This is a genomic window from Herbaspirillum frisingense GSF30, from assembly GCF_000300975.2.
Taxonomy (GTDB): Bacteria; Pseudomonadota; Gammaproteobacteria; order Burkholderiales; family Burkholderiaceae_D; genus Herbaspirillum; species Herbaspirillum frisingense.
Genome location: NZ_AEEC02000055.1, coordinates 1 through 22,904 on the forward strand (window position 1 = coordinate 1; position 22,904 = coordinate 22,904).

The 22,904-nt window shown below is 54.4% G+C and carries 26 protein-coding genes and 2 pseudogenes; 17 read left to right on the forward strand and 11 right to left on the reverse strand.

What is annotated here, in order from left to right; all coding sequences use genetic code 11:
* The 7 genes and pseudogenes from HFRIS_RS23085 to HFRIS_RS23105 all read right to left on the reverse strand — a co-directional run.
* Positions 1 to 471 (reverse strand): annotated as a pseudogene (locus HFRIS_RS23085) (replication endonuclease); the annotation flags it as partial.
* Complete coding sequence (locus HFRIS_RS25725) at positions 461 to 817, reverse strand: hypothetical protein (protein WP_244436333.1); 357 nt, start codon at positions 815 to 817, stop codon at positions 461 to 463. The pseudogene HFRIS_RS23085 and the gene HFRIS_RS25725, both read right to left, overlap by 11 nt.
* Positions 818 to 902: 85 nt before the next feature.
* Entirely contained in the window at positions 903 to 1,124 is a 222-nt protein-coding gene (locus HFRIS_RS23090) for a hypothetical protein (protein WP_006465439.1), read from the reverse strand.
* A 103-nt stretch (positions 1,125 to 1,227) separates the two neighbouring features.
* Positions 1,228 to 1,473, reverse strand: a complete 246-nt coding sequence (locus tag HFRIS_RS25075) for an Ogr/Delta-like zinc finger protein (RefSeq protein WP_006465440.1) — start codon at positions 1,471 to 1,473, stop codon at positions 1,228 to 1,230.
* The gene (locus HFRIS_RS23095; protein WP_006465441.1) at positions 1,464 to 1,664 is read right to left on the reverse strand and encodes a hypothetical protein; all 201 of its coding nucleotides are present in this window, start codon (positions 1,662 to 1,664) and stop codon (positions 1,464 to 1,466) included. The genes HFRIS_RS25075 and HFRIS_RS23095 overlap by 10 nt, the downstream gene beginning before the upstream one ends.
* On the reverse strand, positions 1,657 to 1,899 hold the full coding sequence (locus tag HFRIS_RS23100; protein WP_006465442.1) for a hypothetical protein: 243 nt from the start codon (positions 1,897 to 1,899) through the stop codon (positions 1,657 to 1,659). Before HFRIS_RS23100 ends, HFRIS_RS23095 begins: the two co-directional genes overlap by 8 nt.
* A gap of 14 nt (positions 1,900 to 1,913) precedes the next feature.
* Complete coding sequence (locus tag HFRIS_RS23105) at positions 1,914 to 2,114, reverse strand: hypothetical protein (RefSeq protein ID WP_006465443.1); 201 nt, start codon at positions 2,112 to 2,114, stop codon at positions 1,914 to 1,916.
* Between the two features lie 36 nt (positions 2,115 to 2,150).
* Between HFRIS_RS23105 and HFRIS_RS23110 the strand changes: the two genes are divergently transcribed.
* Together HFRIS_RS23110 and HFRIS_RS25355 are read left to right on the forward strand one after the other, a co-directional pair.
* Positions 2,151 to 2,645 (forward strand): helix-turn-helix domain-containing protein, encoded by a 495-nt coding sequence (locus HFRIS_RS23110; RefSeq protein WP_237713568.1) that lies wholly within the window; start codon positions 2,151 to 2,153, stop codon positions 2,643 to 2,645.
* Between the two features lie 69 nt (positions 2,646 to 2,714).
* Positions 2,715 to 3,236 carry a hypothetical protein gene (locus HFRIS_RS25355; protein ID WP_139347317.1) on the forward strand — a complete coding sequence of 174 codons (522 nt, stop codon included), beginning with the start codon at positions 2,715 to 2,717 and terminating at the stop codon, positions 3,234 to 3,236.
* Positions 3,237 to 4,171: 935 nt separating this feature from the next.
* On the opposite strand, the gene HFRIS_RS23115 is transcribed toward HFRIS_RS25355, so the two are convergent.
* Positions 4,172 to 4,366 (reverse strand): hypothetical protein, encoded by a 195-nt coding sequence (locus tag HFRIS_RS23115; RefSeq protein ID WP_006465445.1) that lies wholly within the window; start codon positions 4,364 to 4,366, stop codon positions 4,172 to 4,174.
* Positions 4,367 to 5,049: 683 nt separating this feature from the next.
* Here HFRIS_RS23115 and HFRIS_RS25080 point away from each other — a divergent pair.
* Together HFRIS_RS25080 and HFRIS_RS23125 are read left to right on the forward strand one after the other, a co-directional pair.
* A complete protein-coding gene (locus HFRIS_RS25080; RefSeq protein WP_306302680.1) occupies positions 5,050 to 5,574 on the forward strand; it encodes an FxDxF family PEP-CTERM protein in 525 nt (174 codons plus the stop codon).
* A 153-nt stretch (positions 5,575 to 5,727) separates the two neighbouring features.
* Positions 5,728 to 6,450, forward strand: a complete 723-nt coding sequence (locus HFRIS_RS23125; protein ID WP_039877095.1) for a Crp/Fnr family transcriptional regulator — start codon at positions 5,728 to 5,730, stop codon at positions 6,448 to 6,450.
* A gap of 932 nt (positions 6,451 to 7,382) precedes the next feature.
* On the opposite strand, the gene HFRIS_RS23135 is transcribed toward HFRIS_RS23125, so the two are convergent.
* Entirely contained in the window at positions 7,383 to 7,991 is a 609-nt protein-coding gene (locus HFRIS_RS23135) for a Crp/Fnr family transcriptional regulator (protein WP_006465449.1), read from the reverse strand.
* A gap of 287 nt (positions 7,992 to 8,278) precedes the next feature.
* Here HFRIS_RS23135 and HFRIS_RS25085 point away from each other — a divergent pair, with 287 nt between their 5' ends.
* From HFRIS_RS25085 to HFRIS_RS23160, 6 genes and pseudogenes are all read left to right on the forward strand, one after another.
* Positions 8,279 to 8,473, forward strand: a complete 195-nt coding sequence (locus HFRIS_RS25085; protein WP_157845667.1) for a catalase — start codon at positions 8,279 to 8,281, stop codon at positions 8,471 to 8,473.
* Positions 8,474 to 8,926: 453 nt separating this feature from the next.
* On the forward strand, positions 8,927 to 9,241 hold the full coding sequence (locus HFRIS_RS24600) for a type 1 glutamine amidotransferase family protein (RefSeq protein ID WP_006465451.1): 315 nt from the start codon (positions 8,927 to 8,929) through the stop codon (positions 9,239 to 9,241).
* A 464-nt stretch (positions 9,242 to 9,705) separates the two neighbouring features.
* Entirely contained in the window at positions 9,706 to 9,897 is a 192-nt protein-coding gene (locus HFRIS_RS25985; protein ID WP_275450456.1) for a PHB depolymerase family esterase, read from the forward strand.
* A pseudogene (locus tag HFRIS_RS25885) lies at positions 9,858 to 10,148 on the forward strand (PHB depolymerase family esterase); the annotation flags it as partial. The gene HFRIS_RS25985 and the pseudogene HFRIS_RS25885, both read left to right, overlap by 40 nt.
* A 647-nt stretch (positions 10,149 to 10,795) precedes the next feature.
* Positions 10,796 to 11,446: a BON domain-containing protein gene (locus tag HFRIS_RS25095; RefSeq protein ID WP_006465453.1), complete on the forward strand. Its 651-nt coding sequence runs from the start codon at positions 10,796 to 10,798 to the stop codon at positions 11,444 to 11,446.
* Positions 11,447 to 12,230: 784 nt separating this feature from the next.
* Positions 12,231 to 13,465, forward strand: a protein-coding gene (locus tag HFRIS_RS23160) for an IS3 family transposase (protein ID WP_152486748.1) whose coding sequence is annotated in 2 segments (ribosomal slippage) — positions 12,231 to 12,591 and positions 12,591 to 13,465 — 1,236 coding nt in all. Because the reading frame shifts where the segments join, the coding sequence is not laid out codon by codon here.
* Here the strand turns inward: HFRIS_RS23160 and HFRIS_RS25375 are convergent.
* Complete coding sequence (locus HFRIS_RS25375) at positions 13,454 to 13,870, reverse strand: hypothetical protein (protein WP_152486749.1); 417 nt, start codon at positions 13,868 to 13,870, stop codon at positions 13,454 to 13,456. The two genes, HFRIS_RS23160 and HFRIS_RS25375, sit on opposite strands and share 12 nt — an antisense overlap.
* 835 nt (positions 13,871 to 14,705) lie before the next feature.
* Between HFRIS_RS25375 and HFRIS_RS23165 the strand changes: the two genes are divergently transcribed.
* The gene (locus tag HFRIS_RS23165; RefSeq protein ID WP_006465456.1) at positions 14,706 to 15,428 is read left to right on the forward strand and encodes a Crp/Fnr family transcriptional regulator; all 723 of its coding nucleotides are present in this window, start codon (positions 14,706 to 14,708) and stop codon (positions 15,426 to 15,428) included.
* 77 nt (positions 15,429 to 15,505) lie between these two features.
* Complete coding sequence (locus HFRIS_RS23170; protein WP_039877100.1) at positions 15,506 to 15,946, forward strand: hypothetical protein; 441 nt, start codon at positions 15,506 to 15,508, stop codon at positions 15,944 to 15,946.
* Between the two features lie 1,123 nt (positions 15,947 to 17,069).
* Here HFRIS_RS23170 and HFRIS_RS23180 read toward each other — a convergent pair.
* Positions 17,070 to 18,116: a site-specific integrase gene (locus HFRIS_RS23180; protein WP_244436334.1), complete on the reverse strand. Its 1,047-nt coding sequence runs from the start codon at positions 18,114 to 18,116 to the stop codon at positions 17,070 to 17,072.
* Between the two features lie 110 nt (positions 18,117 to 18,226).
* On the opposite strand from HFRIS_RS23180, the gene dusA reads away from it, so the two are divergent.
* The 5 genes from dusA to HFRIS_RS23205 all read left to right on the forward strand — a co-directional run bounded on the left by dusA (position 18,227) and on the right by HFRIS_RS23205 (position 22,873).
* Positions 18,227 to 19,228 (forward strand): tRNA dihydrouridine(20/20a) synthase DusA, encoded by a 1,002-nt coding sequence (gene dusA / locus HFRIS_RS23185; RefSeq protein ID WP_275450455.1) that lies wholly within the window; start codon positions 18,227 to 18,229, stop codon positions 19,226 to 19,228.
* 66 nt (positions 19,229 to 19,294) lie between these two features.
* Positions 19,295 to 20,416, forward strand: coding sequence for a bifunctional 3,4-dihydroxy-2-butanone-4-phosphate synthase/GTP cyclohydrolase II (gene ribBA, locus HFRIS_RS23190; RefSeq protein ID WP_006465460.1), 1,122 nt, complete (start codon positions 19,295 to 19,297; stop codon positions 20,414 to 20,416).
* Positions 20,417 to 20,500: 84 nt separating this feature from the next.
* Complete coding sequence (gene ribH / locus HFRIS_RS23195; protein WP_006465461.1) at positions 20,501 to 20,986, forward strand: 6,7-dimethyl-8-ribityllumazine synthase; 486 nt, start codon at positions 20,501 to 20,503, stop codon at positions 20,984 to 20,986.
* A 114-nt stretch (positions 20,987 to 21,100) separates the two neighbouring features.
* The gene (nusB, locus tag HFRIS_RS23200; RefSeq protein WP_039877107.1) at positions 21,101 to 21,571 is read left to right on the forward strand and encodes a transcription antitermination factor NusB; all 471 of its coding nucleotides are present in this window, start codon (positions 21,101 to 21,103) and stop codon (positions 21,569 to 21,571) included.
* A 114-nt stretch (positions 21,572 to 21,685) separates the two neighbouring features.
* Positions 21,686 to 22,873 carry a pyridoxal phosphate-dependent aminotransferase gene (locus tag HFRIS_RS23205; RefSeq protein ID WP_006465463.1) on the forward strand — a complete coding sequence of 396 codons (1,188 nt, stop codon included), beginning with the start codon at positions 21,686 to 21,688 and terminating at the stop codon, positions 22,871 to 22,873.
* Positions 22,874 to 22,904: the final 31 nt, after the last annotated feature.

Here is a 22,904-nt window from a genome sequence, read left to right on the forward strand (position 1 = left end):
TTCAAAGGCTCTTCCGACCACCTTGCGCAGTTGCCGTCGCCACCAGCGCGGATCCACGACACGCGCAATGATGGCGCGCAGGTCGTCATCATCGACTTCAGGCATATCAATGCCGTAGTCGCTGCACTCCTGCTCGATGAGGTCGCGTGCGTGGGTATCTGAAATCGCTTTCCACAAGACCTTCTTGACGTTCTCGGCGGCTTTCTCGGCAGTGGCGCAAATTTCGGCATCATCCTGGGACAGATCCACGCCGGCCGGCACGTACTGCTCAGCGAATTCGCGGACGAACTGAACCGCAACCGGCTCAAAGATCTTGTTCCAGTGCCATACCGACATCAGTTCCAGGGCCTGGCTCACGACACGTCCGCGCCACTTCAGCGGAATACGTGCCAATTCCCCGGCAAACTGGTGCGACTCGACGAAAGCCCGATGGCGACGCCGTGTTTTCGCGTCAACTGTTCTAGACTGCATTGAGGGCTCTTTCATACGTCGTAATGGCACGCAGCACCGCACGGCGCATGGCCAGGCGTTCAGCTTCAGTAAAGGAGTGAATAGGAGATTCCCAGCGATCTGCCGAGAGTCCTGCCAGGGCCAGGATGTGCCGGCGCACGGGCTTGGGCATCGCCGCCCAGGAATAAGCAATCCCGGTTTGGAGATTGGGGCGCCTGCGATTGCGCAAGAGTGAGATGGATTTCTCTAGCTCAGCCTTAGCGGCTTCATTGCCGGGAGGCGTGGGCACCCATGCCGCGCGCTCGCGCAGCAGGTCCGATGCCGGACGGAATGACGCATGGTCTTTAATTCGTGCACCGCGCATCATTACCCTTTCACCAGCCCAAGAGCAGCCAGAAGCGCTGGTGCAAGCAGCAACAGAACAGCAATGCCATGAGCGATCACAGTACGCATTACCACGCTCCCATCAGCCCGCCGAGACGCTGCAAGCGCTGGACGAGGCGGGCAGAAATAGCGTTCTTCCCTTGCCAGATCACATTCCACTGCAGTTCGTCTTGCAGCACGGCTTTGCGCTGCAGCATGCGTTGGGCGCACTGAAATTCCTTGATGTCGTCGCCCATGCGAAGCCGCAGCGAGGCGAGGGCAAGCGTTGTCTGTTGCTGATCGAGAGCCATGTGAGGTTTCTTTAGGGTGAGCGAATCCCGCGTGGACCAAACGGCGCACGACAGGTCTTAGTCAATTTGGGGTTCAGCGACCGGCTAGGCGGTCACCAGCAAGTCAGGCAGTACCTGTTCCTTGGGGGGCAAGGTACGCACGGGGCGAGATGGGAAGGCTCACCTCGGGATTGGGCATGGCCGACAGGGAAACGGTGCGAGAAATCTCCAGCGTGGCCACGAAGGTATGGCCGCAATCGACGTTCTGGCATCGATAGGTAATTTCCTTCATCAGCGTAGACATGGTCCGGCTTTTGGCTGCACGTACTGGGCTTTGGCAATGAGGGCACGGCAGGCTGATTACACGCATGTTGTTTTCTTTCCCTTGATGGCATAGAGTGCACGCCCCTTGCCAGTAACACGTTTGATACCTTCTCGAACAGATTGCGCCAGAACGAACTCGGCCGCTTGTTCAATTGTGTCGAAGCCCTCACGCATCATGATCACTTCCAGGGCTTCGACTAACGCAGGATGGGTGAACGGCAGTTCGATATCAGGCATTGCGAGGCACTGAAAAGTGGCTCGTGAGCGCCTTGGCTTGCACTTTTTGCTCGGATAAGATCGGCATCGAATAGGATTGCGCCAGGGCGATGGCCTGATGCATCAACAGATCATGGGCCAGCGTGGCCAGGTTTTCACCTTGGTACTGGGCCAGGGCTTTCATGATGTCGTAGTTGTCGTCGTTGACGCGCACTACGATGCGGCGGTGACGGATTTTGCGGGGATCGTCGTACATGGCCGTCTCCGTGCTCAAGCCCGCCCGGCCTTGACGTCTTTGTCGTAGGCGGCCATGCCGCGCAAGATCAGCAGGCGCACAAAAGAAGAGCGCGTGCGCAAATCCTGGCGGGCTAGCTCAGCCAGTCGTTGTTCTTCATCAGCTTCAAGGCGGAAGGTAACGGCCACCGAGGTATCGGTATGGGGGCGGGATACGTGCTTGGAGAGGGTAGGCATATGGGATAATCGTTGTACACGTCACTTAGCAATGACGTGAATATTAGTTCTCAAAAACGTACCTGTCAAACAAATATTTGCGTAATGAGTACCTTTGGTCAAAGATTAAAAGATGAGCGTAAGCGCCTAGGCCTTACTCAACCGGAGTTTGCTGCCGTCGGTGGGGTGGAAAAGGGAGCGCAAATCAATTATGAGCAAGACAAGCGCTTTCCAGGCGCGGACTATCTAATTGCCGTTGCAGCGCTTGGTGTTGACACTCAGTATGTTTTACTTGGTGTTCCGGCTTCCGACGGGTTGACGGAAGACGAATCGGAGCTTCTGGTGGGATATCGGAAGTTGGATCTTCGTGCGAAGGCCCGTGTTCTTGGCGTGGTCGAAGGAGCGAGCGATACAGACAAACCTGCGTCCGTTCCCAAAGGTCGAGCGAACATCACCATTCACGGCGGCGTCGGACAACAAATTCACGGGGAGACCTTTAAGAAGGTCGTGGGCCCTCAGATGGTCAAAGCCCCGTCTAAGAAAAAGTCATGAAATGGAGTAGTGCCTCTTCGATGTGATAGATGGCTGCGTTGAGGGTTATTTTTACGAAGTAGGGTGGTAATGGTAGGGAAAATTAATATTCGCGGAAACGTTTCTCAGCTCATCAATGGGAATGTGCATAGTATCAGTGGCCCAACGACCATTGGTACTCGGAATTCGAGTGAAGTAATAGACGCGGAAGATCCTCCACGGATCACTGAATTCCAGCGGAAAAGAATCAACGTATTAGTGAAAGAGTTGTCTGCCATTTCCGGTGAAAAGGAAGTCGAAATTTATAAGGTCTTTATGAAAGACTTTGGAATTCGATATTTCCGCGAGCTCCCGATTGAGCATTATTCGACCGTGAAAGAAACGCTAGAGGAATGGATTTCGGCTGGTGCTGCCAAAGCAGGTCCGGTTGCGGTACCAGAGGTGGTGAAAGCACACAGTGAAAGAGTGCAACATCAACTTGGATGTCCGGCTTGCATTGAAAAGGACGCATCTTTCGGACGTGCTCTAAGGGCTATATTTGCACTGGCGGTCTTGGCGTTTTTGCTCTCGCTATTATGCGGATGGCTGCTCTATAAGATGCCTGTTTCTTGAGTTGCGTCCAAGTTGACTCCTATTTGAAGTAAATGAATTCCTCAATCATCCTGGTCCAGCCTAGGGGGCTGGTAATCCAGGAGAGGGCCAGTTCTGCGAGGAAACCAACACATCGGATAGTTTTGGCTTAAGAGACCGCCGAAAAGCCATACGTCAATCTGCTCATACAACTATGCAGAACAAACTCATAGAGATGTTTTTTCTATGTTAGGTACCGAACAGTTGGGTACAAGCCAAATCGTTACCTTAATCTACTGAACATCTGTTCAATCAATTCCCTTCTAGTCAAAGTCGGCAAGAGCTTGTCCGGAAGTCTCGAATCCAGTCCCGTCTGTCTTCATCTGTTCGACAAGGAGTTCATATGCTCACTTACGAAACTGCTGGTAGCGATGGTAGCTTCTGCTACCGATTGGAGTATACGCAGTGTGATGCTGGCTGGTTTCTCGAGTCCATGCTGGTGAAACGAGGCGGTGAATCGATACTGTTGAAACGCGGGCCAAAGACTGTTTATCGTACAGAGGCGCTAGCCATTGCCTACGGAATCAATAGTTGCGAGGCCATTGTTAGCAGTTTCACGCTTGGAGCTTTGAGTTGGAGCGAATACAGGAATTCTCACGGGCAGTTACCTTGATTGGGCCGCTCATTCCTTGCCATCCAGGTTTCTTTTCCCCATGTTTTTACGAATTATTCCGGCCGGTTGCCAGATGAGAATCACCCAAGAATCAATTCGATTTTCTCCTTTCGAAAACGAAAAGTTGCGTCCAAAGGCATCATCCAGCTCCGCATTTCTTGCAGCGTTGAGTAGAGCTTTTCTTTGGACACCTATGTGCTCGCTTGCGGTATGGCTATCGGTAGAATAGGCGGGCCATTGGGCTATCCATAGAATGCCACGTTCAAAAGAAGGGGCCCTCTTGTCGTCGCCCCTTTAACCTCATCTATGATTTCTTGCCATCCGTTTTGTGAGATGTCGAGTGCCCTTGCTTCTTCGTCATGGTCGAATATTGGCCGCCTGCGACCGGGTCGCCGTCGTTATCGCGGCTGGACTTGACGGTCTTGCCGCTACTCTCTCCCGCGACCGCCAATTTTTGGTAAGTGCTGGTGTCTTTGCTGCGCTGATTTTTGCTAGACATGTCATTTCTCCTTGAGTGTCGGTTGGCAATTCGTCTGCGCTTCTAATATCGCTACGCCGACGATGAGACATGCTGTTCCTATTAAAATTCAGCGGATGTAGGTGCAAGGCTTATGTCGCTGTAGTCATACTGGCTATGCGCAAATTCATTTACGCCATTGGTTCGTAAGGGATATGGAACTGCATCCTCTATGGTTGTCAGCGCACATACCAAAAGCTTTTTATGGATTATCGTGAATGTTGAATCGCGGCGGGATATCGACCGTAGAAACGCTCGTCGCTCTTCAGAGGAGTTCGCTGTCTTTATGCCCCCTGGTCACCGCGGCACTTTTGTCGTCTATCGATAAAGCGTGGCAGCCCATACGTTAGCTCGCATATATGAGCTCAAAGAATGAAAAAGATGCTCGTGGAAAAAATATAAAAATTCTTTCTTAATGTTCGGTGGCGAACAGATTAAGAATGTCCGAGCAGGCGATGCTTCGTCTTGCAGTAAGCGTGAATGGCGTATGGCTTGCAACGGCGTCAGCACTGTTCATTCAGATAAGCGCGTCGTTCCTGGATATTCCCAAGGCTCCAAGAAGAATCAAATCGTAGCAGTTCGCTTTCCACTATCTTTGCCACATTCAACCTAGAGGTCACTCAATGAAAAATGTCATTTCAGGGGTATTCCTATCCGCTTCCTTGATGCTGTCCAGCGCTGCTGTCCATGCATCGACCGACATCAACAACACTTCCACGATCACTTTCAACGGGCCCAGCTCGTCGATTGGTGCCTCATATGGAGACGGCACCAGCGGCAAGACTTTCACCGAGAATTTCACTTTCGCACAGGGTACCGTCTTCAACGTTTCGTCCGCGGTGATCTCGATCGCACTGGACTCCATGTCGGGGCTCAACATCAGCAGCTTCACTCTGAGCGGAAACGGCGTGACCGCGACTGGGCATCTGACTTCCAGCACAGGCTTGCAGACATGGACCTTGCATGCCTCCAATCTTACCTCCGGGCTGTACACCCTATCAGCAATCGGCAAGGTCACGGGTACTAGTGGCGGAAGCTTCGGAGGCAACATCAGCGTGGCCGCGGTTCCGGAGAATTCCACTGTGGCAATGATGCTGGCTGGGCTTGGCATGGTCGGCTTCGCTGCCTTGCGCCATCGTCGCAAATCGAAGATGCATGGGGCAAATTCGACCGGCCTCGTGCCGGTATAAAAGGCAAAGCGGAAGAACTTTGAAACTGCCCATGCGGGCAGTTTTTTTATGCTGAACGCTTCCATGTGTCCGGTATCGAACATCTGTGAATCCCAAGTCTATCGTTATTTTCCGATCGGCACTCGATCTCCCTTGCCCCAATTGGATTGCAGCATGTCTAATTCAAATCTTCCATTAAAGAATCATCTTCTGGCCGCGTTGGCACCGGACGTGCAGCATCGCCTGCTTCCCCAGCTGGAATGGATTTCTCTTCCCTTGGGGATGGTGCTCTACGAATCGGGCGATACGTTGCAGCATGTCTATTTCCCGACCAACTCCATCGTGTCCCTGCTGTATGTCATGGAAGACGGTGCGTCGGCAGAAATTTCCGTAGTTGGCAACGACGGTTTTATTGGCATCGCCATTTTGATGGGAGGAGAAAGTACTCCCAGCAGAGCGATCGTGCAGAGTGGCGGTAGCGCTTATCGTCTTTCTGCCAGCCGCTTCAAGGAAGAATTCCATCGCGATACTGGTACGCTTCATCTGATGTTGCGTTACAGCCAGGCGCTGCTGACGCAGATGGCGCAGACCGCCGTCTGCAATCGCCACCATTCCATCGACCAGCAGTTGTGCCGGTGGTTATTGTTATCTTTGGACCGACTGTCGGGCAACCAGGTGACCATGACGCAAGAGCTTATCGCCAACATGCTTGGAGTGCGGCGCGAGGGCGTCACCGAGGCAGCTGGCAAGCTGCAACGGCAGGGTGTAATCGAGTACAGCAGGGGGCGGCTGACAGTGCTGAACAGACCCAGACTGGAAGAGCTGTGCTGCGAATGCTACGCGGTGGTCAGAAAGGAAACCCAACGCTTGTTACCGCCTACCCGCTTCGAAAGTTGATGAGGCTAACACTTCGATCTAGCGCCTGCGCGCGTAGCTTGTCGAATGGCTGGAACTCGGCAGCTTGGTCAAGCAGCTTTGGTTACGTAGCGCACCGACCGTACGCGAGGTCATGGGTACGATCGGATTTAAGAGGAATATCAAATTTGTCGGCGCGCCCATGGCCGGTAGATGGCGCTCATCTTGAGCACGGAGGCGATTGCGGGAGTTCAGGCATGCACACCAGCCGCATCAAGTTCTTCAAGGGATTTCAGATCGAGGTCACGGTAACTCGTTACGCAGAGGATTGTTGCGTATTTACCAATATACGGCGATTTGCCAGGATTTCAGCGACTGGGGGCGATGTCATTTTTGCGCAATGGGTTGACCTGCGGGCACGCTCCTCCGCAATGGCCTTTCAGTACGCGTTCGTACGCGCACACTCCGAAATAGAGAAGCGCGGAGTGCACGGCGAGCTTACAGGCACTTAGACGTCAGATGACCTCCCCAAAGTCGAGAAGTATCGTCGATCTAGGTTCCGCTAAGTTGGGTAACGAACAGATAACCGACCGTTAAGGCAATAGAATGGGGGGTAATGGCATAGTACTTCCTTGAAGCCGGCCGGCTCTGGATCGGGAGGCAGTATGAATACAAGCGCACTAATCGGTGGCGGTATCAGCAGCGATTTCGACGGCAACTTGATGGAGTAACTTGAACTACGTAACGTCAAGATTTCAGCCATGTAGGAGAACGATCTGGCGGTTGCAATCGGCGACCAGCACGGGGATCTTTATGGATTCATCGGAGCGGATTCGCAGTCGGATCTGGCCATCTTGCTCAAATCCTGTCACCGCTTGAGCGCTGACAAGCGTTTATGCCTGGGCGGAAAGTTCCAGAGAGTCTTGTCACCGTCGGTTAGCGCGCCAGTGCACGGCGGACGCAGCGTATGCTTGCTATAGCGTCTTTGTATAGAGCTTAGTTTCGTCGATGTAGCAAGAACACGCCTGCTTTTCAAGGTGCTTTCGGTTGAGAATGGTCACGTGGCCGCGGCTGTATTCGATAATACCGTTGCTCCGCAATTGGGTGGCCGCGGCAGTGATACCAACACGTCGCACTCCCAACAACGATGCCAGTGTTTCCTGGGTGATTGAAAATTCTTGGGCATTGGAGCGATCCTGACTCATTAGTAGCCACTTTGCGAGGCGCTCGGAGAGGGTATGGAATTTGATGCAGCGGCATGTGCTATAGAGTTGCTCTATGACGATGTTGATGTATCGATTCAGCACTAGCTGTAGTCCCTTATTTTGGTTCAATTCAGTGCGGAAAGCTGCGGTGGAAATACTCCATGCTCGGCCCGGATAGAGTACCGAGGCGTGGAACTCGGTGGACTTCAAGCCCAGCGCGAAGGGAATCCCGTACATGCCTTCCCGACCGACCATGCTGACTTCGAAGTTCGGCGTTGCATCGCCCAGCGAAAGAATGGAGATCAAGCCATTGATTGGAAAATAAATCAAACTGGCACGGGGCGTCGATAGGATTCGACCAGCCTGCAGGTCAATCAAAGTGCATTGCTTTAACAGGTGTGACCGGTCGGTTTGGGATAGTGACGCGATAATATGGTTCTGGTCATTTTCCAATTCATCTCTCAGGTAATAGGGCCAAAAAAGTAGGCACGGCGAATGCCGTGATGCCGTTTCAATGAATGGAGTATGACCCTTTTGTATATTTGTCACCGTCCGTTAACGAACATACGAGGCCCTTAATGGCCAGTAAATCAACGGGGCGGAAGGGCTAGGAAGCCGTTACGAACTGACGGAAAGAACAACTTGAGAGGACCATCAATCGGAGATTGACATTAGGACGCCAGAGCGCCATCGTACTCAAGCGAAATCCTGATAACTTCTTCGCCGAGACCGAAAAAGCGGCCTGTTGTACTGCGCATCGTATCCCTGGTCTCGGCTTCACCAACGATTCCCTGCTGCAAGGGCGCATCCACTCCTATCTGGATAGGCAGACCAGTCGCCTGGACGAGGCCAACTTCTAAGAGATCCCGATTGACTCGTCTCTACGCAAGACACACAACAATCAGCGCAATGGTATGCACCGCCAGGCTATCAACCGGGGCCGCTCGACCTATGAGCTAAGCTGCTGGGCGGCGGCTGCCCATGCTAACCCGGAGCGGTTCGCCGATTGCCATTGGCAATCCAAGCTGTTCTGGAAGAGAAAAACACTGGCTGAGCAGCTCCTCATCTTCAGTGCCTTCCACTTCGGGCTCATACGGATGCAGATTCCAGCCCTCATGCTAACGCGTAATATCACTGCTGAACAATGTTGACCTGACCTGATACTGGCGCAGTAAGTCGCCTAAGGGCTGGGATTCGGAGTGCGAGAAGCTGCCCCCGGCTGTTCGACACGCCACCAAATATGCCGACTCTTCTGCCCTCCCTCTAAGCGCTTATAAAGACGAGAGCTGGATTGCCGCCAAACGTGTCGTGTTGTGCTCACCCACGGCGTGGACGGCACGAAGCTGACGGTGATCTACGTATACCTGCGGCAGCAAGTCACCGTGCGGCCAGCAGCTGGACGTGGCGATCTGCGCGTCGAGATAACACTGTTGGCCGCCCCGTCGACGCTATATGATGCGGTGATAATCGTCGAAGGAGAGGAGGCATTGATGCCGCTGGCTGCTAATCTGCTGGTTACTGATTTCCTGCGTGATCAGTATCGTATCTGTTGGCCCGTCCTCGGGCTAGGAATCGCCAACATAGTGAGCGAAAAGGTGGAACTCCCCCGAGGTCCAGCTCAACTGTGAAGACGATTTCCGCTTGGCCGCCGTAGACACCGCCCAAGTAGATTAGCTACTGGAGCAATTGGCCGAAGCGTTGGCAGAACAGCTTGAATTGGACCACGACGCCTTGGCGTGAGGTCTGCCTTTGGCCCTACTAGTCACTTGCCGTCCAGGTGTTAAGGCCGGCGAAATCAAGAACGGAATGCGCCATGTTGAAGAAACTAAAACGCCTGTGGTTCTCAGAGATGAAGAAGGCCACAAGCGCGCAACGCAAGCGCATCGAAACGATCTTGAAAGTGTTTCGAACCAATCCATCCACGACGACCAAAGCCGAGAGGCGATCTGCCACCACCACCCCCTCCGATGCTTCCAAACCAATCGGCGCATGGGTCAGCGGTCATCTCCGTCATGGTTCCGGCCTGACGCAACGTATCCACTATCGGCTATTCCTGCCTTGTAGACCAGAAGCCGCTATGCCGCTGGTCGTGATGCTGCACGGTTGTCAGCAGAACGCTGCTGAGTTCGCACAAGGGACGGACCTGAACGTGCATGCGGCGAAAAGGGGGGCGCCGTTCTCTAACCAGAGCAGCCGCTACGCGCTCATCCGCAGCGATGCTGGAAATGGTACGACAAGACGACTCAAAAAGGGAGCTGGGATGTCGCGACGCTGGCAGCATTGATCGAAGATGTCGTCTCTTCTCATGCCATTGATCGGCAGCGCATCTATGTCTGCGGGATCTCCGCGGGGGCGGCCATGGCGCACATCCTTGCGTTGACGCATCCTTCGCTGGTAGCAGCCGTTGGCCTGCATTCTAGCCCCGTCTTTGGCGCTTGCAACAGCGCGGCCGGTGCATACAGGGTGATGCAGCATGGAAGCGGACATCCAGGGGGAGCCATGGATGAACTGCTTGTACGCTTGCCGCGCATGTAGACAATGCCAGCTATTCTGATCGGTGGTGACATTGAAAAGACCGTACGGTCAGTTAACCAGCGCCAATTGGTGGAGCAGTTCGTGAGTCTTAACCGGACATTAGCTCTAACTGCAATGCCGACCAAGGAAAGAAGGTTCGGCCGGGCTTCGAGGAATGCGCCGATGCAGCGCAGGTTCACGATCAACGATCATACCATCGGGCGTAAAGTGATGATCCGTTCGGTAATGATCTTGGTCACGCGTGGAGCGGGGGCGATGACGCGATGTCCCGTAACGCACAAGGACCGGACGCGAGCCGACTGATGCTGAATTTCCTTGAGCGGCATCGCCGGTATTGATTGTGGACGGTATCAACTGCAGCTCTGACATCGATGCTGCTAATGGAGATGTCGCCGCGCCTGCCTGTTTAGGTGACCGGCTCTTTGTGCTGTCTGCTCATTGCCAGTACACAAGCCCATTCGTCTAAAGCAGGAATCCGTTCCCCCCTATCTCTGAGAAATAAGTGAAGACGGTTTGTGGCAAATCTGCGAACAAATCGACACCGTTCCAATTTAAATTCCTACGGCATCTAGAGTCTGTTCGATAACGAACAGAAATCCTTAAGGCTAGAGACCAGAATCAATGTTCATATTTCAAAAGGAGATCTTATGAAATCCGATGCGCAAATTCAGGAGGCCGTATACGAAGAACTGAAGTGGGATCCCTCTGTTATCGCAACCGATATAGGAGTCGAGGTTTCAACTGGCATCGTGACTCTTTTCGGTCATGTTGGGAGCCACTCTGAAAAGGTAGCAGCAGAGCGCGCTGCACAGCGGGTTATAGGTGTTAAGGGTGTCGCCATTGCAATAGCCGTAAAGCTACCTCTTTCCAGTCACCGTGAAGACGCCGATATTGCACGTACGGCGTCTAATGTGCTTTCGTGGTCTACTTATGTGCCCTATGACAACCTTCAGGTATTGGTGGAGCACGGTTGGATTACTTTAACTGGAGAGGTTAGATGGGATTTTGAGCGGCGCGGAGCAGTTTCTGCAGTACGGGATCTTATGGGAGTTGTAGGCGTCATTAGTCACATTCGAATCAGGGAAGCGGTATCGGTAGCATCCCTCAAGCATGAAATAGAAGCCACTCTAAAACGACGTGCTCATGATGAAGCAAAAGCTATTTCTGTCGATGTTAGTGGATCGGAGGTAGTGTTAACAGGGTCTGTACATAATTTGGCGGAACGAGACCTGGTCACTAATGCAGTTTGGGGAACGCCTGGAGTATGCAATGTTATCGATCGGCTTTCTGTAACTTAAAAATCTATGGTCAGATATCGATCCCCAAGAATCGAGATCAAGAAGAATTTTTTGGATTAGTTGCACGCGAGAGAGTTCTCTTGTGAAAATCTTTTACTCCGCACTTACAACTACCTGGTCATTAATAGGCTATCTAGTTGTTATCAATTTTCACTACCCCCGAGTCCTGAGCGAAGGGTATTTTCAATTACAGGCGACATATTAGGATGATCGCTAATCAGAAAAACAAGGAATAGATGCGATGCATTGTTAAATACAAGCTATACCATGAACCCTATGTATCAATTTTGGAGTTCACCAGTGACGTTATTGATGCTGAACAAGTGATTGCGGAATTAACCACATCTCTAAGGCCAGAAGTTATATTTGAGTATCCTGCCCCAAAGAACGCATCAGCAACCGAAGCCGAGCTTTCCTATGAGCGCCTAAAAAATGCGGTGGATTCTATTCATTCTGAGTACGGCGTACAAAGCTGGTCATATCAACTATTCCAGTAATCGATATGCTTGTGCAGCAGAGATCGGAATTATGAGGTCCGTTGGTGCCCTAGAATAAATTTCAACCCGCCAAATTGGCGTCAGCAGCCCCCTAGCTAATCCAGGCCCCAACTTATCGAAGCAGCCGCTGGTAAAAATCAAGCGGCGTTACGGAGTAATCATACTTTCGTTGGCGTGAGGGATATGGTGGACTGAAGATTGGCCAAGCCAAGGTCACAGGCTATTTTTCTGGAATAGCCCCTTGAATCTCAGGACACGAAGACTCTCTTAAAATAGAGGACAGTCTTATGACCAGTTTTACGACTAGGCAAACCGTGGACCACATTGAGATTCTGACCGAGCCGGAGCGTCGCAGAAGACGCACGCCCCAAGAGAAAATAGCCATCGTCCAGGAGACCTTGGCTCCTGGAGCTTCCGTATCAGCCGTTGCCAGGCGACACGGGGTGAACGCGAACCAGGTGTTTGGTTGGCGCAAGCAGTACCAGGAAGGCAGTCTGACCGCCGTCAAGGCTGGCGAGACGGTAGTGCCGGCCTCGGAGCTGGTGGCGGCCATCAAGGAAATCAAGGAACTGCAGCGGCTGTTGGGCAAGAAGACCATGGAGAACGAGATTCTGCGCGAGGCCGTCGAATGGGGCCGGTCAAAAAACCTGATTGCGCGCTCGCCCTTGCTGCCAGAGGACGACCAATGAAAGTGGTCTGTGACGTTCTCGGTGTGGCGCGCTCTGCAGTGGCAGTAAAACGAGCCCGGAGACCGGAATGGCGAGATGGCCGTAGTGCTCGCAAAGTCGACGACAGCGGCTTGCTCGAAGAGATTGAGCTGCATGTCGCGAGCTTGCCGAGCTATGGCTATCGCCGCATCTGGGCTTTGCTGCGACGTAGCCGGGAATCTCTGGGGCAAGCGTGCGTGAACCATAAGCGGGTCTATCGCGTCATGCGAGAGCACGCGTTGCTGCTGCGCCGACCTGGTGTGAGACGCGACAATCGACGCCACGATGGTCGCGTAGCGGTCAAGCAAAGTAATGCGCGCTGGTGTTCGGACGGCTTCGAATTCCGTTGTGATGACGGGGCTGCATTGCGAGTGACGTTTGCACTGGATTGTTGTGACCGTGAAGCCATCAGCTGGGCGGCCACTACCGGTGGGCATAGCGGGGATGTCGTGCGCGACGTGATGCTGGCTGCCGTGGAGCAGAGGTTTGGAAGCACGCAGACTCCACAGGTGATTGAATGGCTCAGCGACAACGGCTCGGCCTACATCGACCTTCGCACACGCAGCTTCGCTCGCGAGCTGGGATTGGAGCCCTTGACCACGCCCGTGCGCTCGCCACAGAGTAACGGCATGGCGGAGCGGTTCGTAAAAACGATGAAGCATGATTACATCGCCTTCATGGACAAGCCCGATGTGCCTACGGCGCTCACGCATCTGGCCTCTGCCTTCGAGCAATACAATGAGCGCCATCCGCACAAGGCCCTGAAATACCGCTCGCCTCGCGAGTTCAGACGGGCTGCAGCATCAGTAACTTAACGATGTCTGAGTGTCCTGAATTGCGGGGGCAACTACATTTTCGACGGCAGAGAGTCGCTGCATTTTTTTTGAAACAGGGTATAGATCCCCATTCCACACTGCGGATTTTTCATCGAAGTTCGCCACTAGCTGACCATGACTTGACGCAATGTCACGTATAAATTGTGCAATAGCCTGGCGGCAAATTTGAATCCTAAGATTCTCCTCTGACGGCACGAAGCAAATACGAAATTCACCTATCAAACGTGCGCTGCCGAGGCCGCTCGTCACTTCTAGGCACATATGAGAGCCCGTTTTAAGCAAAACGAAGCCAGCTTCATGATGCGGCGGATAATCAAAGTAAAAACGTAAGTCGACGTCAGATGATTTAGGATCCGGTTTGGCTTTGATCAACATAATTCCCATGATTTCCTCCGACAGGATGTGAAGGCGAACAACGTCTTGAAGGAATGCTTAGAGTTTAGCCCGGATGATCGAAACTAAAATATTTACGAATGATTAGCATTTCATTCGTTCTTGAATTGCGCCTCAAAGAGCTTTAAATGTCACGACACAGCTCCACGCTCGAGCAGCGATGTGCATTTTTATCCAATATGCCGCAGCCTATCTACCCAGTCTGTGCGGTCTCATACAGAGAAAAATAAAATCTAAATTATTAAGAAATTCTATATGTTCGGTAACGAACAGTAAGAGTAATTTTTGTCAGCTACATTTCAAATGTCGCACTAGCTGCGATGCCCCCCCCCTCCAGTGAAAACTGGACTTAAGCCCTCTGAGCCCACCCCCAAAAGCATCTCTGCTCAGAGGGCTATTTTTCCCTTCTGCTTGCCAGATGGAGATACTGATGCCATTTTATGAAACGTCCCGAAGTGATTCGAATTTTCTCTTTCAACTTCGATACTCTAAAAATGCGAGGGGATGGTCATTAAATCGGATGCAGATAATCAAAGATTATGAGACGCTTTACTCGCAGGTTCTCGAAGAGAATTATTCCAGAACAGAAGCTCTCGCCATTGCATATGGGATTAATAGATGTGAATCTTTTGTCAGGGCAATTTCGGTTCGCAAGGTGTGAGTTAGCTACATACAATCAAACTCGACGGCGTTTGCAGCTATCGTCTTGGCAACCTGTTTTGCTAAACGCCCCACAATGTTCGATATAGAACATATAGAAATTCTTCTGTTCGTACTGCTCTAGGGTATAAGAGCTCCAATGATCCCTAAACTGACTGAATTTCCTATGCCCAGCTCGGAATTACCTCAAAAGAACCGTTTGCTGGCAGCTCTAACTCCAGATGTATTCCAACGCATCCAGCCCCAACTGGAGTGGGTCTCCCTTCCCTTAGCCACAGTTCTGTATGAGTCGGGGGATAAGCTCCAGCATGTCTACTTTCCCACTGACTCGATAGTGTCCTTGCTTTATGTCATGGAAAATGGTGCCTCTGCCGAGATTTCTGTGGTGGGCAATGACGGCTTTGTGGGTATCGCCATATTGATGGGAGGAGAAAGTACCCCTAGCAGAGCGGTCGTACAAAGCGGCGGCGGGGCCTATCGCCTGTCCGCTAGGAGATTCAAGGAAGAATTTCACCAGAACATTCAATTTCTTCATCTCATGTTGCGTTACAGTCAGGCACTTTTGACCCAGATGGCCCAGACTGCCGTTTGCAATCGACACCACTCCATTGATCAGCAGTTGTGTCGATGGTTACTGCTTTCACTGGACCGTCTCTCGGGAAATCAACTGATCATGACGCAAGAGCTTATTGCCAATATGTTGGGGGTACGACGGGAAGGCGTAACCGAAGCGGCTGGAAAACTACAAAAAGATGGTGTGATCGAATACAGCAGAGGACATTTGACCGTACTTAAACGACAGAGATTGGAAGAGCTTTGCTGCGAGTGCTATGCAGTTGTTAGAGGCGAGACAAATCGTCTTTTCCCGTATACGTGCTTTGACAAATAATCCTAGTTTTATAGGATCTTCGTTGCGTCTTACCATCGACGTCAATGTTTCATCTTTAATTCTATGAATGGGAAGGAATGCTAGCCGATACAGAAATTGTTAAAGCCAGGATCACTCAATCAGAGGTGGAGGCCGCCGCCTTAAAGATCCATCAAATTTTAAGTGCCCCGTTCTCGGACTTATCGTTTGGGGAAATTGTGTTTTTACCTGGCACCGAAAAATATGACCTGATAATGAAAGGATACTTCGGCATGATTAATGTTAGATTTTCCTTCGGCCGTACAAGGATAGGGGGACGTATTCGTTATGCAGGACAATATCGGTTTCTGTTTGTTGAACCGGACGGGGCTCAAAGAACACTGACAAGCTTCAAGTTTGATTCCATAGGAAGGGTATTGGATTTTGTGGAACTACCTAATCTTCTGAAGTTGAATCCAGAAAATAGCGGCCATGCCAAGTCCTTAATTTTGAACAAGGTAATTGGAGAGTGGATTCGGTCAATTCCCTCGCTCAGATAAAGCAGCTTTTTGATTTTCTCGCAAACTCCCTCTTTCCATTTATTGGCGAAGAGCCAGGCCAGATGGCGACGTTCTAACAGATCACAAGGTTTAGTTCGATGCGCTCGAGGCCAAGCTGCCTGATCGGCGGCAGATGCCCAATAACAAGAGGATCAACCATTACGGGTTACCTCCCGACTGATCGGGGAAATTGAATGGTTCAAATTCCTGGCGATAACTCGCACTCGGCGCTTGCTTCAACGCAGACTCTACCTCCTTCGACTTGCCACCGCGCGACACATGCCCGTACAGAAATTCCCGCATATGACAATTGATGATCCGCGCAAGCACTTCCCAACCATCGCGTTCCCTCAAGAGGCGGCATAGATCAGTTGCCTAACGCTGCATTAGCCCTCTGGCCAATAATGGTAAGGCTTGTCTTCAATGGTGATGAACGAGCGGCTCATCATTTCCTCGCTAGCTCGCACATGGCGCACTGCTACCCCCGCTCTGACGGGCGGAAACAGAAATTTTCCTAACGCGCGGGAACGCCGCCCTGATGGTTCCTATGCCTTCAGAGGCTGCGCGTGGATGGCAGGAGGAAGCTTGGGGTAATTGTAATAAATGCAATTATTTTGTCTTTTTTAGCCCGGCGCGCGCGGTTGCCCCCACCCCGCGCCTGCCCGCTAAATAGGTCGGTTTTGACTCAAATTTGCGTCGCCCGCCGGGGCATGTCCGGTCTAGCACGGCCGCCTAACAGACGTACGTCAAATCTGACGCATTTTGACGCACTTAGGACGCTTTTTTCACGGTTGGACATCTCTCGAAACACGGTTCGTCGCTATATCCGATCCGGAGCGATCGAGCCATCCTACTCATCCAGGCGATCATCCAGTGCCCTAGATGAATTCGCGCCTCGACTTTCAGCCTGGCTCAGCGCCGAGGCGGTCAAATCGCGCAAGCAGAGACGAACCCTGAAACAGATGTTCCTGGACTTGAGGGAGCTGGGATATGAAGGGGCGTACGACCGTGTGGCAGCCTTTGGGATGCAATGGAAGGTGGGTCAAATGGAAAGGGTCAATTCTGCGAGCAAATCAACAGACGGCGTTGCTGAGGGCAATTAAGATTCGCTCTGTCGTCATCCTCATCCCAAGGGTGGGCTACGATGTAAATCTTTGGCTCGGATCTGCGTATATCTCGCGAGCATTTTCCAATCCCTGTGCCCAGATACCAGAGCGACCTGCTCAATGCTGTAACCCTGCTCAAAGAGGCGTGATACTCCCTCATGCCTCAAGTCGTGAAACCTTAAATCTTCGATTCCCAGTGATTTGCAAGCACGTGGAAAGAGGCTGCTTACCGTCCCCTCCGTGACGGGGAAAATCCGTTCTTCCTTGTCAATCTTTGGTTGCCGCTTGATGATCGCGAAGGCGTCGCCTAGAAGTGGCACCTCTTGATCGTTCCCAATCTTGGCGCGAGGGTGCTTTCGATTTCTGATTATGATGGTCCGATCCTGTTCGTTCAGGTCGGCCCATCTAAGGTTGATGATCTCGCTCAAGCGCATGGCGGTGTCGACTGCGAATGCAATAAGATCGGACATGGGTACCTTTTGCCGGACCTTAACCGCAAACCAAGTGCTGATGTTCCCCAGCTCTATCTTCGTTGGCCGCCTGGTGCGCTCTTTTGACCTGGTCGACAAGCCGATGTGATCCATATAGGCTCGCGCTTGGGCGATTGCGTCCAGATTGACCGGCCAGCGCCAGATGTTCTTTGCTGCCTTCAGGATGCTGCTTAGATATGTCAGGTCAATGGCAATCGTAACGCCGCCTGCACCGGCACCCTTTCGTTCCTTTACGTAATCGATCAGTGCGTCCCCTGTCAGCTCCGGCATGGTCAGCTTGCCGAGGTAACGTTTCAAAGTTGCCAATACTGCCTTTTTGTTTTTGCCCAACGGTTTAACCTGGGTCTGCTCCTCTACATAGCGGTCAATAGCGGCGCTGAGGGTCTTGTCTGCTATGATACGGACGTCCTGAAATTTGAGCGCCCGCATGTCGGCTTCCTGCCGCGAAGCCCAATCTTGTGCCTGCGCCTTTGTGTCGAACATCTCGCTCTGCGCGGGAAATCCCTTCCTCCGAATCCTCGCACGCCAACGCTTGCCAATTTTCTGGAATGTCGCCATCTGTTTTTTGTCCAATTTTTGTCCAATGGCGAATGATAAACCATTTATTTTCGTGAAATATCGTGAAGTGTGAAGTGGTCAATAAGGCGGCGGAAAGCCGCGTCAGTGCTGGAACTAGCCCGAGTTTGCCGGCTCGAACGATTTCGGTCGCCCCCATGATGGATTGGACCGACCGCCACTGTCGCGTCTTCCACCGCCAGATCACGCGCCATACCTGGCTCTACACCGAGATGGTGACCACCGGTGCGCTGCTGCACGGGGATGTGCCGCGCCATCTCGATTTCGATGAGCAGGAGCATCCTGTCGCCCTGCAACTGGGTGGCAGCGAGCCGGCCGACCTGGCGCACAGTGCGAAACTGGGCGAGCAATGGGGCTATGACGAGATCAACCTGAACTGCGGCTGCCCCTCCGAGCGCGTGCAGAAGGGGGCGTTCGGCGCCTGCCTGATGGGCGAGCCGGCGCTGGTCGCCGATTGCGTCAAGGCCATGCGCGATGCGGTGTCGATTGATGTGACGGTAAAGCATCGCATCGGCATCGATCAGGTCGAGTCCTACGACTTCGTGCGTGACTTCGTTGGACAGATTGCCGATGCCGGTTGCAAGACCTTCATCGTGCATGCCCGCAATGCCATCCTCAAGGGGCTGAGCCCCAAGGAAAACCGCGAGATCCCGCCACTGAAGTATCACTACGCCTACCAGCTCAAGAAGGATTTTCCGGAGCTGGAAATCCTCATCAATGGCGGCATCAAGACCCTGCCCGAGATCGATGAGCATCTCCTGCATGTGGACGGCGTCATGCTGGGCCGCGAGGCGTATCACAATCCCTACCTGATGGCGGCTTTCGATGCCCGCTACTACGGCGATCTGGAGGGGGGCCGCCAGCCCAGCCGGGCTGAGGTGATCGAAGCGATGTTGCCGTATATCAAGCGTCAGCTGGAACTGCACGGCGACAATGGCCGCGGCCTGCGCCTCAACAGCATCACCCGCCACATGCTGGGCCTGCTGACCGGCATGCCCGGCGCGCGTGCCTTCCGCCAGACCCTGTCGGACTCCAAACGCCTGGCGCTGGGGGACCCGGCGCTGTTGCTGGAAGCCCTGCAGCGTACCCAGGCCGCACAGGCCGCGTAATTGCGCAACGGAGGAGGCCCGCAATCCTTTAAAATAGCGGGTTCCAATTGGGAAAAGAGCTCGAATATGCCACTTGCTACAACCGAAGAAATCGTCGCCGAACTCCGTGCCGGTCGCATGGTGATCCTGGTCGATGAAGAAGACCGCGAAAACGAAGGTGACCTGGTGCTGGCCACCGACTTCGTGACGCCCGAAGCCATCAATTTCATGGTCACGCATGCGCGTGGCCTGGTCTGCCTGACGCTGACCGAAGAGCACGTGGACCAGCTCGACCTGCCGCTCATGGCCACCCGCAACGGCACGGCCTACGGCACCAATTTCACTGTTTCCATCGAAGCCGCCGAAGGCGTCACCACCGGCATCTCCGCCGCCGACCGCGCGCGTACCATCCAGGTGGCCGCCTCCAAGGGCGCCAAGCCCTCCGATCTGGTGCAGCCGGGCCACATCTTCCCCCTGCGCGCCCAGAAGGGTGGCGTACTGATGCGCGCCGGCCATACCGAAGCTGGTTGCGACCTGACGGCCATGGCTGGACTCACGCCGGCGTCGGTGATCTGCGAAATTCTGAAGGAAGACGGCACCATGGCCCGTCTGCCGGACCTGCTGGAATTTGCCGAGAAGCACAAACTGAAGATCGGTACCATCGCCGACCTGATCCATTACCGCAGCCGTAACGAGAGCATCATCGAACGCGTGGCCGAGCGCGAGATGCAGACCGCCCATGGTACGTTCAAGGCCATCGCCTATCGTGACACGCCCTCTGGTGGCGCCCACCTGGCGCTGGTGCGCGGCGACATCCAGCCGGGCCAGGAGACCCTGGTGCGCGTGCATCAGCCGGTATCCATCCTGGACCTGCTGGAAGCCGGCGTGACCACCCACTCGTGGAACCTGGCTTCGGCCATGAAGGCGGTGCAGGAAGCGCCGTCCGGCGTGATCGTGCTGCTCAACTGCGAAGAATCGGCGCAGCAGATGTTCGACCAGTTCGGCGCCCTGAACAAGGTCGGTACCCCCGAGGCGGCCAAGCCGACCCGTGCCGACCGCATGGACCTGCGCACCTACGGCATCGGCGCCCAGATCCTCAAGGATATCGGCGTGTGCAAGATGAAGCTGCTGGCCAGCCCGCGCAAGATGCCGTCGATGGCCGGCTTCCAGTTGGAAGTCACGGGCTACCAGACCCGTGATGGCGCCTGAGCAGGGTGCTGCCCGACCGCACCCGCACTACGCGCTTACGGCATTACGCAATTACGCAAGTCAACCAATCGAGAAGGAACAGCCATGACCATCGGAACCTATGAACCAGACTTCAATGGCGAAAGCTTGCGCATCGGCATCGTGCAGGCGCGCTTCAATGAAGACGTCTGTCACGGCCTGCTGGCCGCTTGCCTGGCCGAGCTGAAGCACCTGGGCGTGGCCGACGAGGATATCCTGCACGTGACCGTGCCGGGCGCGCTGGAAATCCCGCTGGCACTGCAGAAGATGGCCGAGACCGAACAGTTCGACGCCCTGATCGCGCTGGGCGCGGTCATCCGCGGCGAGACCTATCACTTCGAACTGGTCTCCAATGAATCCGGCGCCGGCATCACCCGCATCGGCCTGGACTTCGGTCTGCCCATCGCCAATGCCGTGCTCACCACCGAGAACGACGAACAGGCCGAGGTCCGCATGGCCGAGAAGGGCGCCGATGCCGCGCGCGTCGCGGTGGAAATGGCCAACCTGTCCATCGTCCTGGAAGAACTCGGCCAGGCCACCGAAGAAGAATAAGTCCCTCCCGCCGTGCCGCTTGCAGCGCAGGCGGCACGGCAGTGCCGCCGCCTGTCATGGGGCGGCACTCGCATTCATCAGTTTCAGTCATTCAAGGCCCCGGCCGCATTCATCATGTCGAACAAATCTCAACACGCCAATTCGAACAAGAACCGCACTCCGCGTCACCGCGCCCGCGAATTCGCGTTGCAGGGCTTGTACCAGTGGCTGCTCAACCACGAGCATGCGGGCGCCATCGAAGCCCACATCCGCGAAGCCCACGGTTTCGACAAGGCCGACGCCGAGCATTTCGATGCGCTCCTCACCGGTGCCATCCGCGATGCCGAGAAGCTGCGCGCCGGCCTCTCGCCGCTGATCGACCGTCCCATCAAGGAATTGTCGCCGGTGGAACACGCAGCCCTGCTGATCGGTGCCTACGAGCTGCAGAACCACATCGAGATTCCCTACAAGGTGGTCATCAACGAAGCGGTCGAGCTGACCAAGTCCTTCGGCGGCATCGATGGTCACAAGTACGTCAACGGCGTGTTGGACCGTTTCGCGGCCCAGACGCGTGCTACTGAAGTGGAAGCCGCCGGACGTCGCTGAGCCGGACGGGGCTCGCCTTTGTGGTGAACCTGCGCGCGGCCTTCATCGACCCGCGTTTGCTGGTGTTTTGCCCCCTTTTGTCACTGTTGTGTGTTCGTTGTCGGGAATTAGTGCATGAACCTGAATCAACTGGCTGCACGTCTGCAGCACATCGCCCCCTTCCATGTGATGGAATTGTCCAAGAAGGCGGCCGTTCTGGAGCAGCAGGGGCGCCACCTGATCCACATGGGCATCGGCGAGCCGGATTTCACGGCTCCGCCTGCCGTCGTGGAGGCGGCGACCCGCGCCATGGCCGAGGGCAAGATGCAGTACACCTCGGCGACCGGCCTGCCGGCCTTGCGCACAGCGATCTCGCAGCACTATCGCCAGGTCTATGGCCTGGACATCGCGCCGGAGCGCATCGTCATCACCGCGGGTGCCTCTGCGGCGCTGTTACTGGCCTGTGCGGCGCTGGTGGACCGTGGCAGCGAAGTGCTGATGCCGGACCCCAGCTATCCCTGCAATCGCCATTTCGTGGCCGCCTTCGAAGGCCAGGCCCGGCTCATTGCCAGCGGCCCGGAACATCGTTTCCAGTTGTCGGCCCAGATGGTGCGTGAGCACTGGAGCGAGGCTACCCGGGGCGTGCTGCTGGCGTCGCCATCCAACCCCACCGGGACCTCGATTCTTCCCGATGAATTGCGTGCCATCGTCGGCGAAGTCCGGCAGCGTGGGGGCTTTACCATCGTCGATGAAATCTACCAGGGCCTGTCCTATGAGGGCGAGCCGTTCTCGGCGCTGTCGCTGGGCGATGACGTGGTGGTCATCAACAGCTTCTCCAAGTATTTCAACATGACCGGCTGGCGCCTGGGTTGGCTGGTATTGCCGCCGACGCTGGTGCCGCAGATCGAGAAGCTGGCGCAGAACCTGTTGATCTGTGCCTCGTCGATCGCGCAGCATGCGGCAGTGGCCTGCTTCACACCGGAAACCATCGCGATCTATGAAGAGCGCAAGGCCGAATTCAAGCGTCGTCGCGACTACATCGTGCCGGCACTGGAAAGCCTGGGATTCACCGTGCCGGTGGTGCCGGACGGCGCCTTCTATGTCTATGCCGACTGCAGCGCGCTGTCTGATGATGCCGACCAGCTGAGCCTGGAGATGCTCAACGAAGCCGGCGTGGTGCTGGTGCCTGGCCTGGATTTCGGTCCCTTCACGGCGCGTCGTTATATCCGCCTGTCCTATGCCACGTCGATGGAAAACCTGCAGGAGGCGGTAGCGCGTCTGCGCGTATTCTTCGCGCAGCGTCAGAAGGAAAAGGCCGCCTGAGCCGGGAGTCTGGCAGTGGCCAAAAAAAAGG

What these genes read in the sequence shown, in the direction of transcription:
- HFRIS_RS25985 (WP_275450456.1), top strand. Translation starts at nt 9,706, where the DNA reads ATGCTGCACGGTTGTCAGCAGAACGCTGCTGAGTTCGCACAAGGGACG.
- nusB (WP_039877107.1), top strand. Translation starts at nt 21,101, where the DNA reads ATGTCGAACAAATCTCAACACGCCAATTCGAACAAGAACCGCACTCCG.
- HFRIS_RS23170 (WP_039877100.1), top strand. Translation starts at nt 15,506, where the DNA reads ATGCTAGCCGATACAGAAATTGTTAAAGCCAGGATCACTCAATCAGAG.
- HFRIS_RS23125 (WP_039877095.1), top strand. Translation starts at nt 5,728, where the DNA reads ATGTCTAATTCAAATCTTCCATTAAAGAATCATCTTCTGGCCGCGTTG.
- HFRIS_RS25095 (WP_006465453.1), top strand. Translation starts at nt 10,796, where the DNA reads ATGAAATCCGATGCGCAAATTCAGGAGGCCGTATACGAAGAACTGAAG.
- HFRIS_RS25080 (WP_306302680.1), top strand. Translation starts at nt 5,050, where the DNA reads ATGCTGTCCAGCGCTGCTGTCCATGCATCGACCGACATCAACAACACT.
- ribBA (WP_006465460.1), top strand. Translation starts at nt 19,295, where the DNA reads ATGCCACTTGCTACAACCGAAGAAATCGTCGCCGAACTCCGTGCCGGT.
- HFRIS_RS23205 (WP_006465463.1), top strand. Translation starts at nt 21,686, where the DNA reads ATGAACCTGAATCAACTGGCTGCACGTCTGCAGCACATCGCCCCCTTC.
- HFRIS_RS23115 (WP_006465445.1), bottom strand. Translation starts at nt 4,366, where the DNA reads ATGTCTAGCAAAAATCAGCGCAGCAAAGACACCAGCACTTACCAAAAA.
- HFRIS_RS25725 (WP_244436333.1), bottom strand. Translation starts at nt 817, where the DNA reads ATGATGCGCGGTGCACGAATTAAAGACCATGCGTCATTCCGTCCGGCA.
- HFRIS_RS23105 (WP_006465443.1), bottom strand. Translation starts at nt 2,114, where the DNA reads ATGCCTACCCTCTCCAAGCACGTATCCCGCCCCCATACCGATACCTCG.
- HFRIS_RS23100 (WP_006465442.1), bottom strand. Translation starts at nt 1,899, where the DNA reads ATGTACGACGATCCCCGCAAAATCCGTCACCGCCGCATCGTAGTGCGC.
- HFRIS_RS23165 (WP_006465456.1), top strand. Translation starts at nt 14,706, where the DNA reads ATGCCCAGCTCGGAATTACCTCAAAAGAACCGTTTGCTGGCAGCTCTA.
- HFRIS_RS23090 (WP_006465439.1), bottom strand. Translation starts at nt 1,124, where the DNA reads ATGGCTCTCGATCAGCAACAGACAACGCTTGCCCTCGCCTCGCTGCGG.
- HFRIS_RS25075 (WP_006465440.1), bottom strand. Translation starts at nt 1,473, where the DNA reads ATGCGTGTAATCAGCCTGCCGTGCCCTCATTGCCAAAGCCCAGTACGT.
- HFRIS_RS25375 (WP_152486749.1), bottom strand. Translation starts at nt 13,870, where the DNA reads ATGGGAATTATGTTGATCAAAGCCAAACCGGATCCTAAATCATCTGAC.
- HFRIS_RS23095 (WP_006465441.1), bottom strand. Translation starts at nt 1,664, where the DNA reads ATGCCTGATATCGAACTGCCGTTCACCCATCCTGCGTTAGTCGAAGCC.
- ribH (WP_006465461.1), top strand. Translation starts at nt 20,501, where the DNA reads ATGACCATCGGAACCTATGAACCAGACTTCAATGGCGAAAGCTTGCGC.
- HFRIS_RS25355 (WP_139347317.1), top strand. Translation starts at nt 2,715, where the DNA reads ATGGTAGGGAAAATTAATATTCGCGGAAACGTTTCTCAGCTCATCAAT.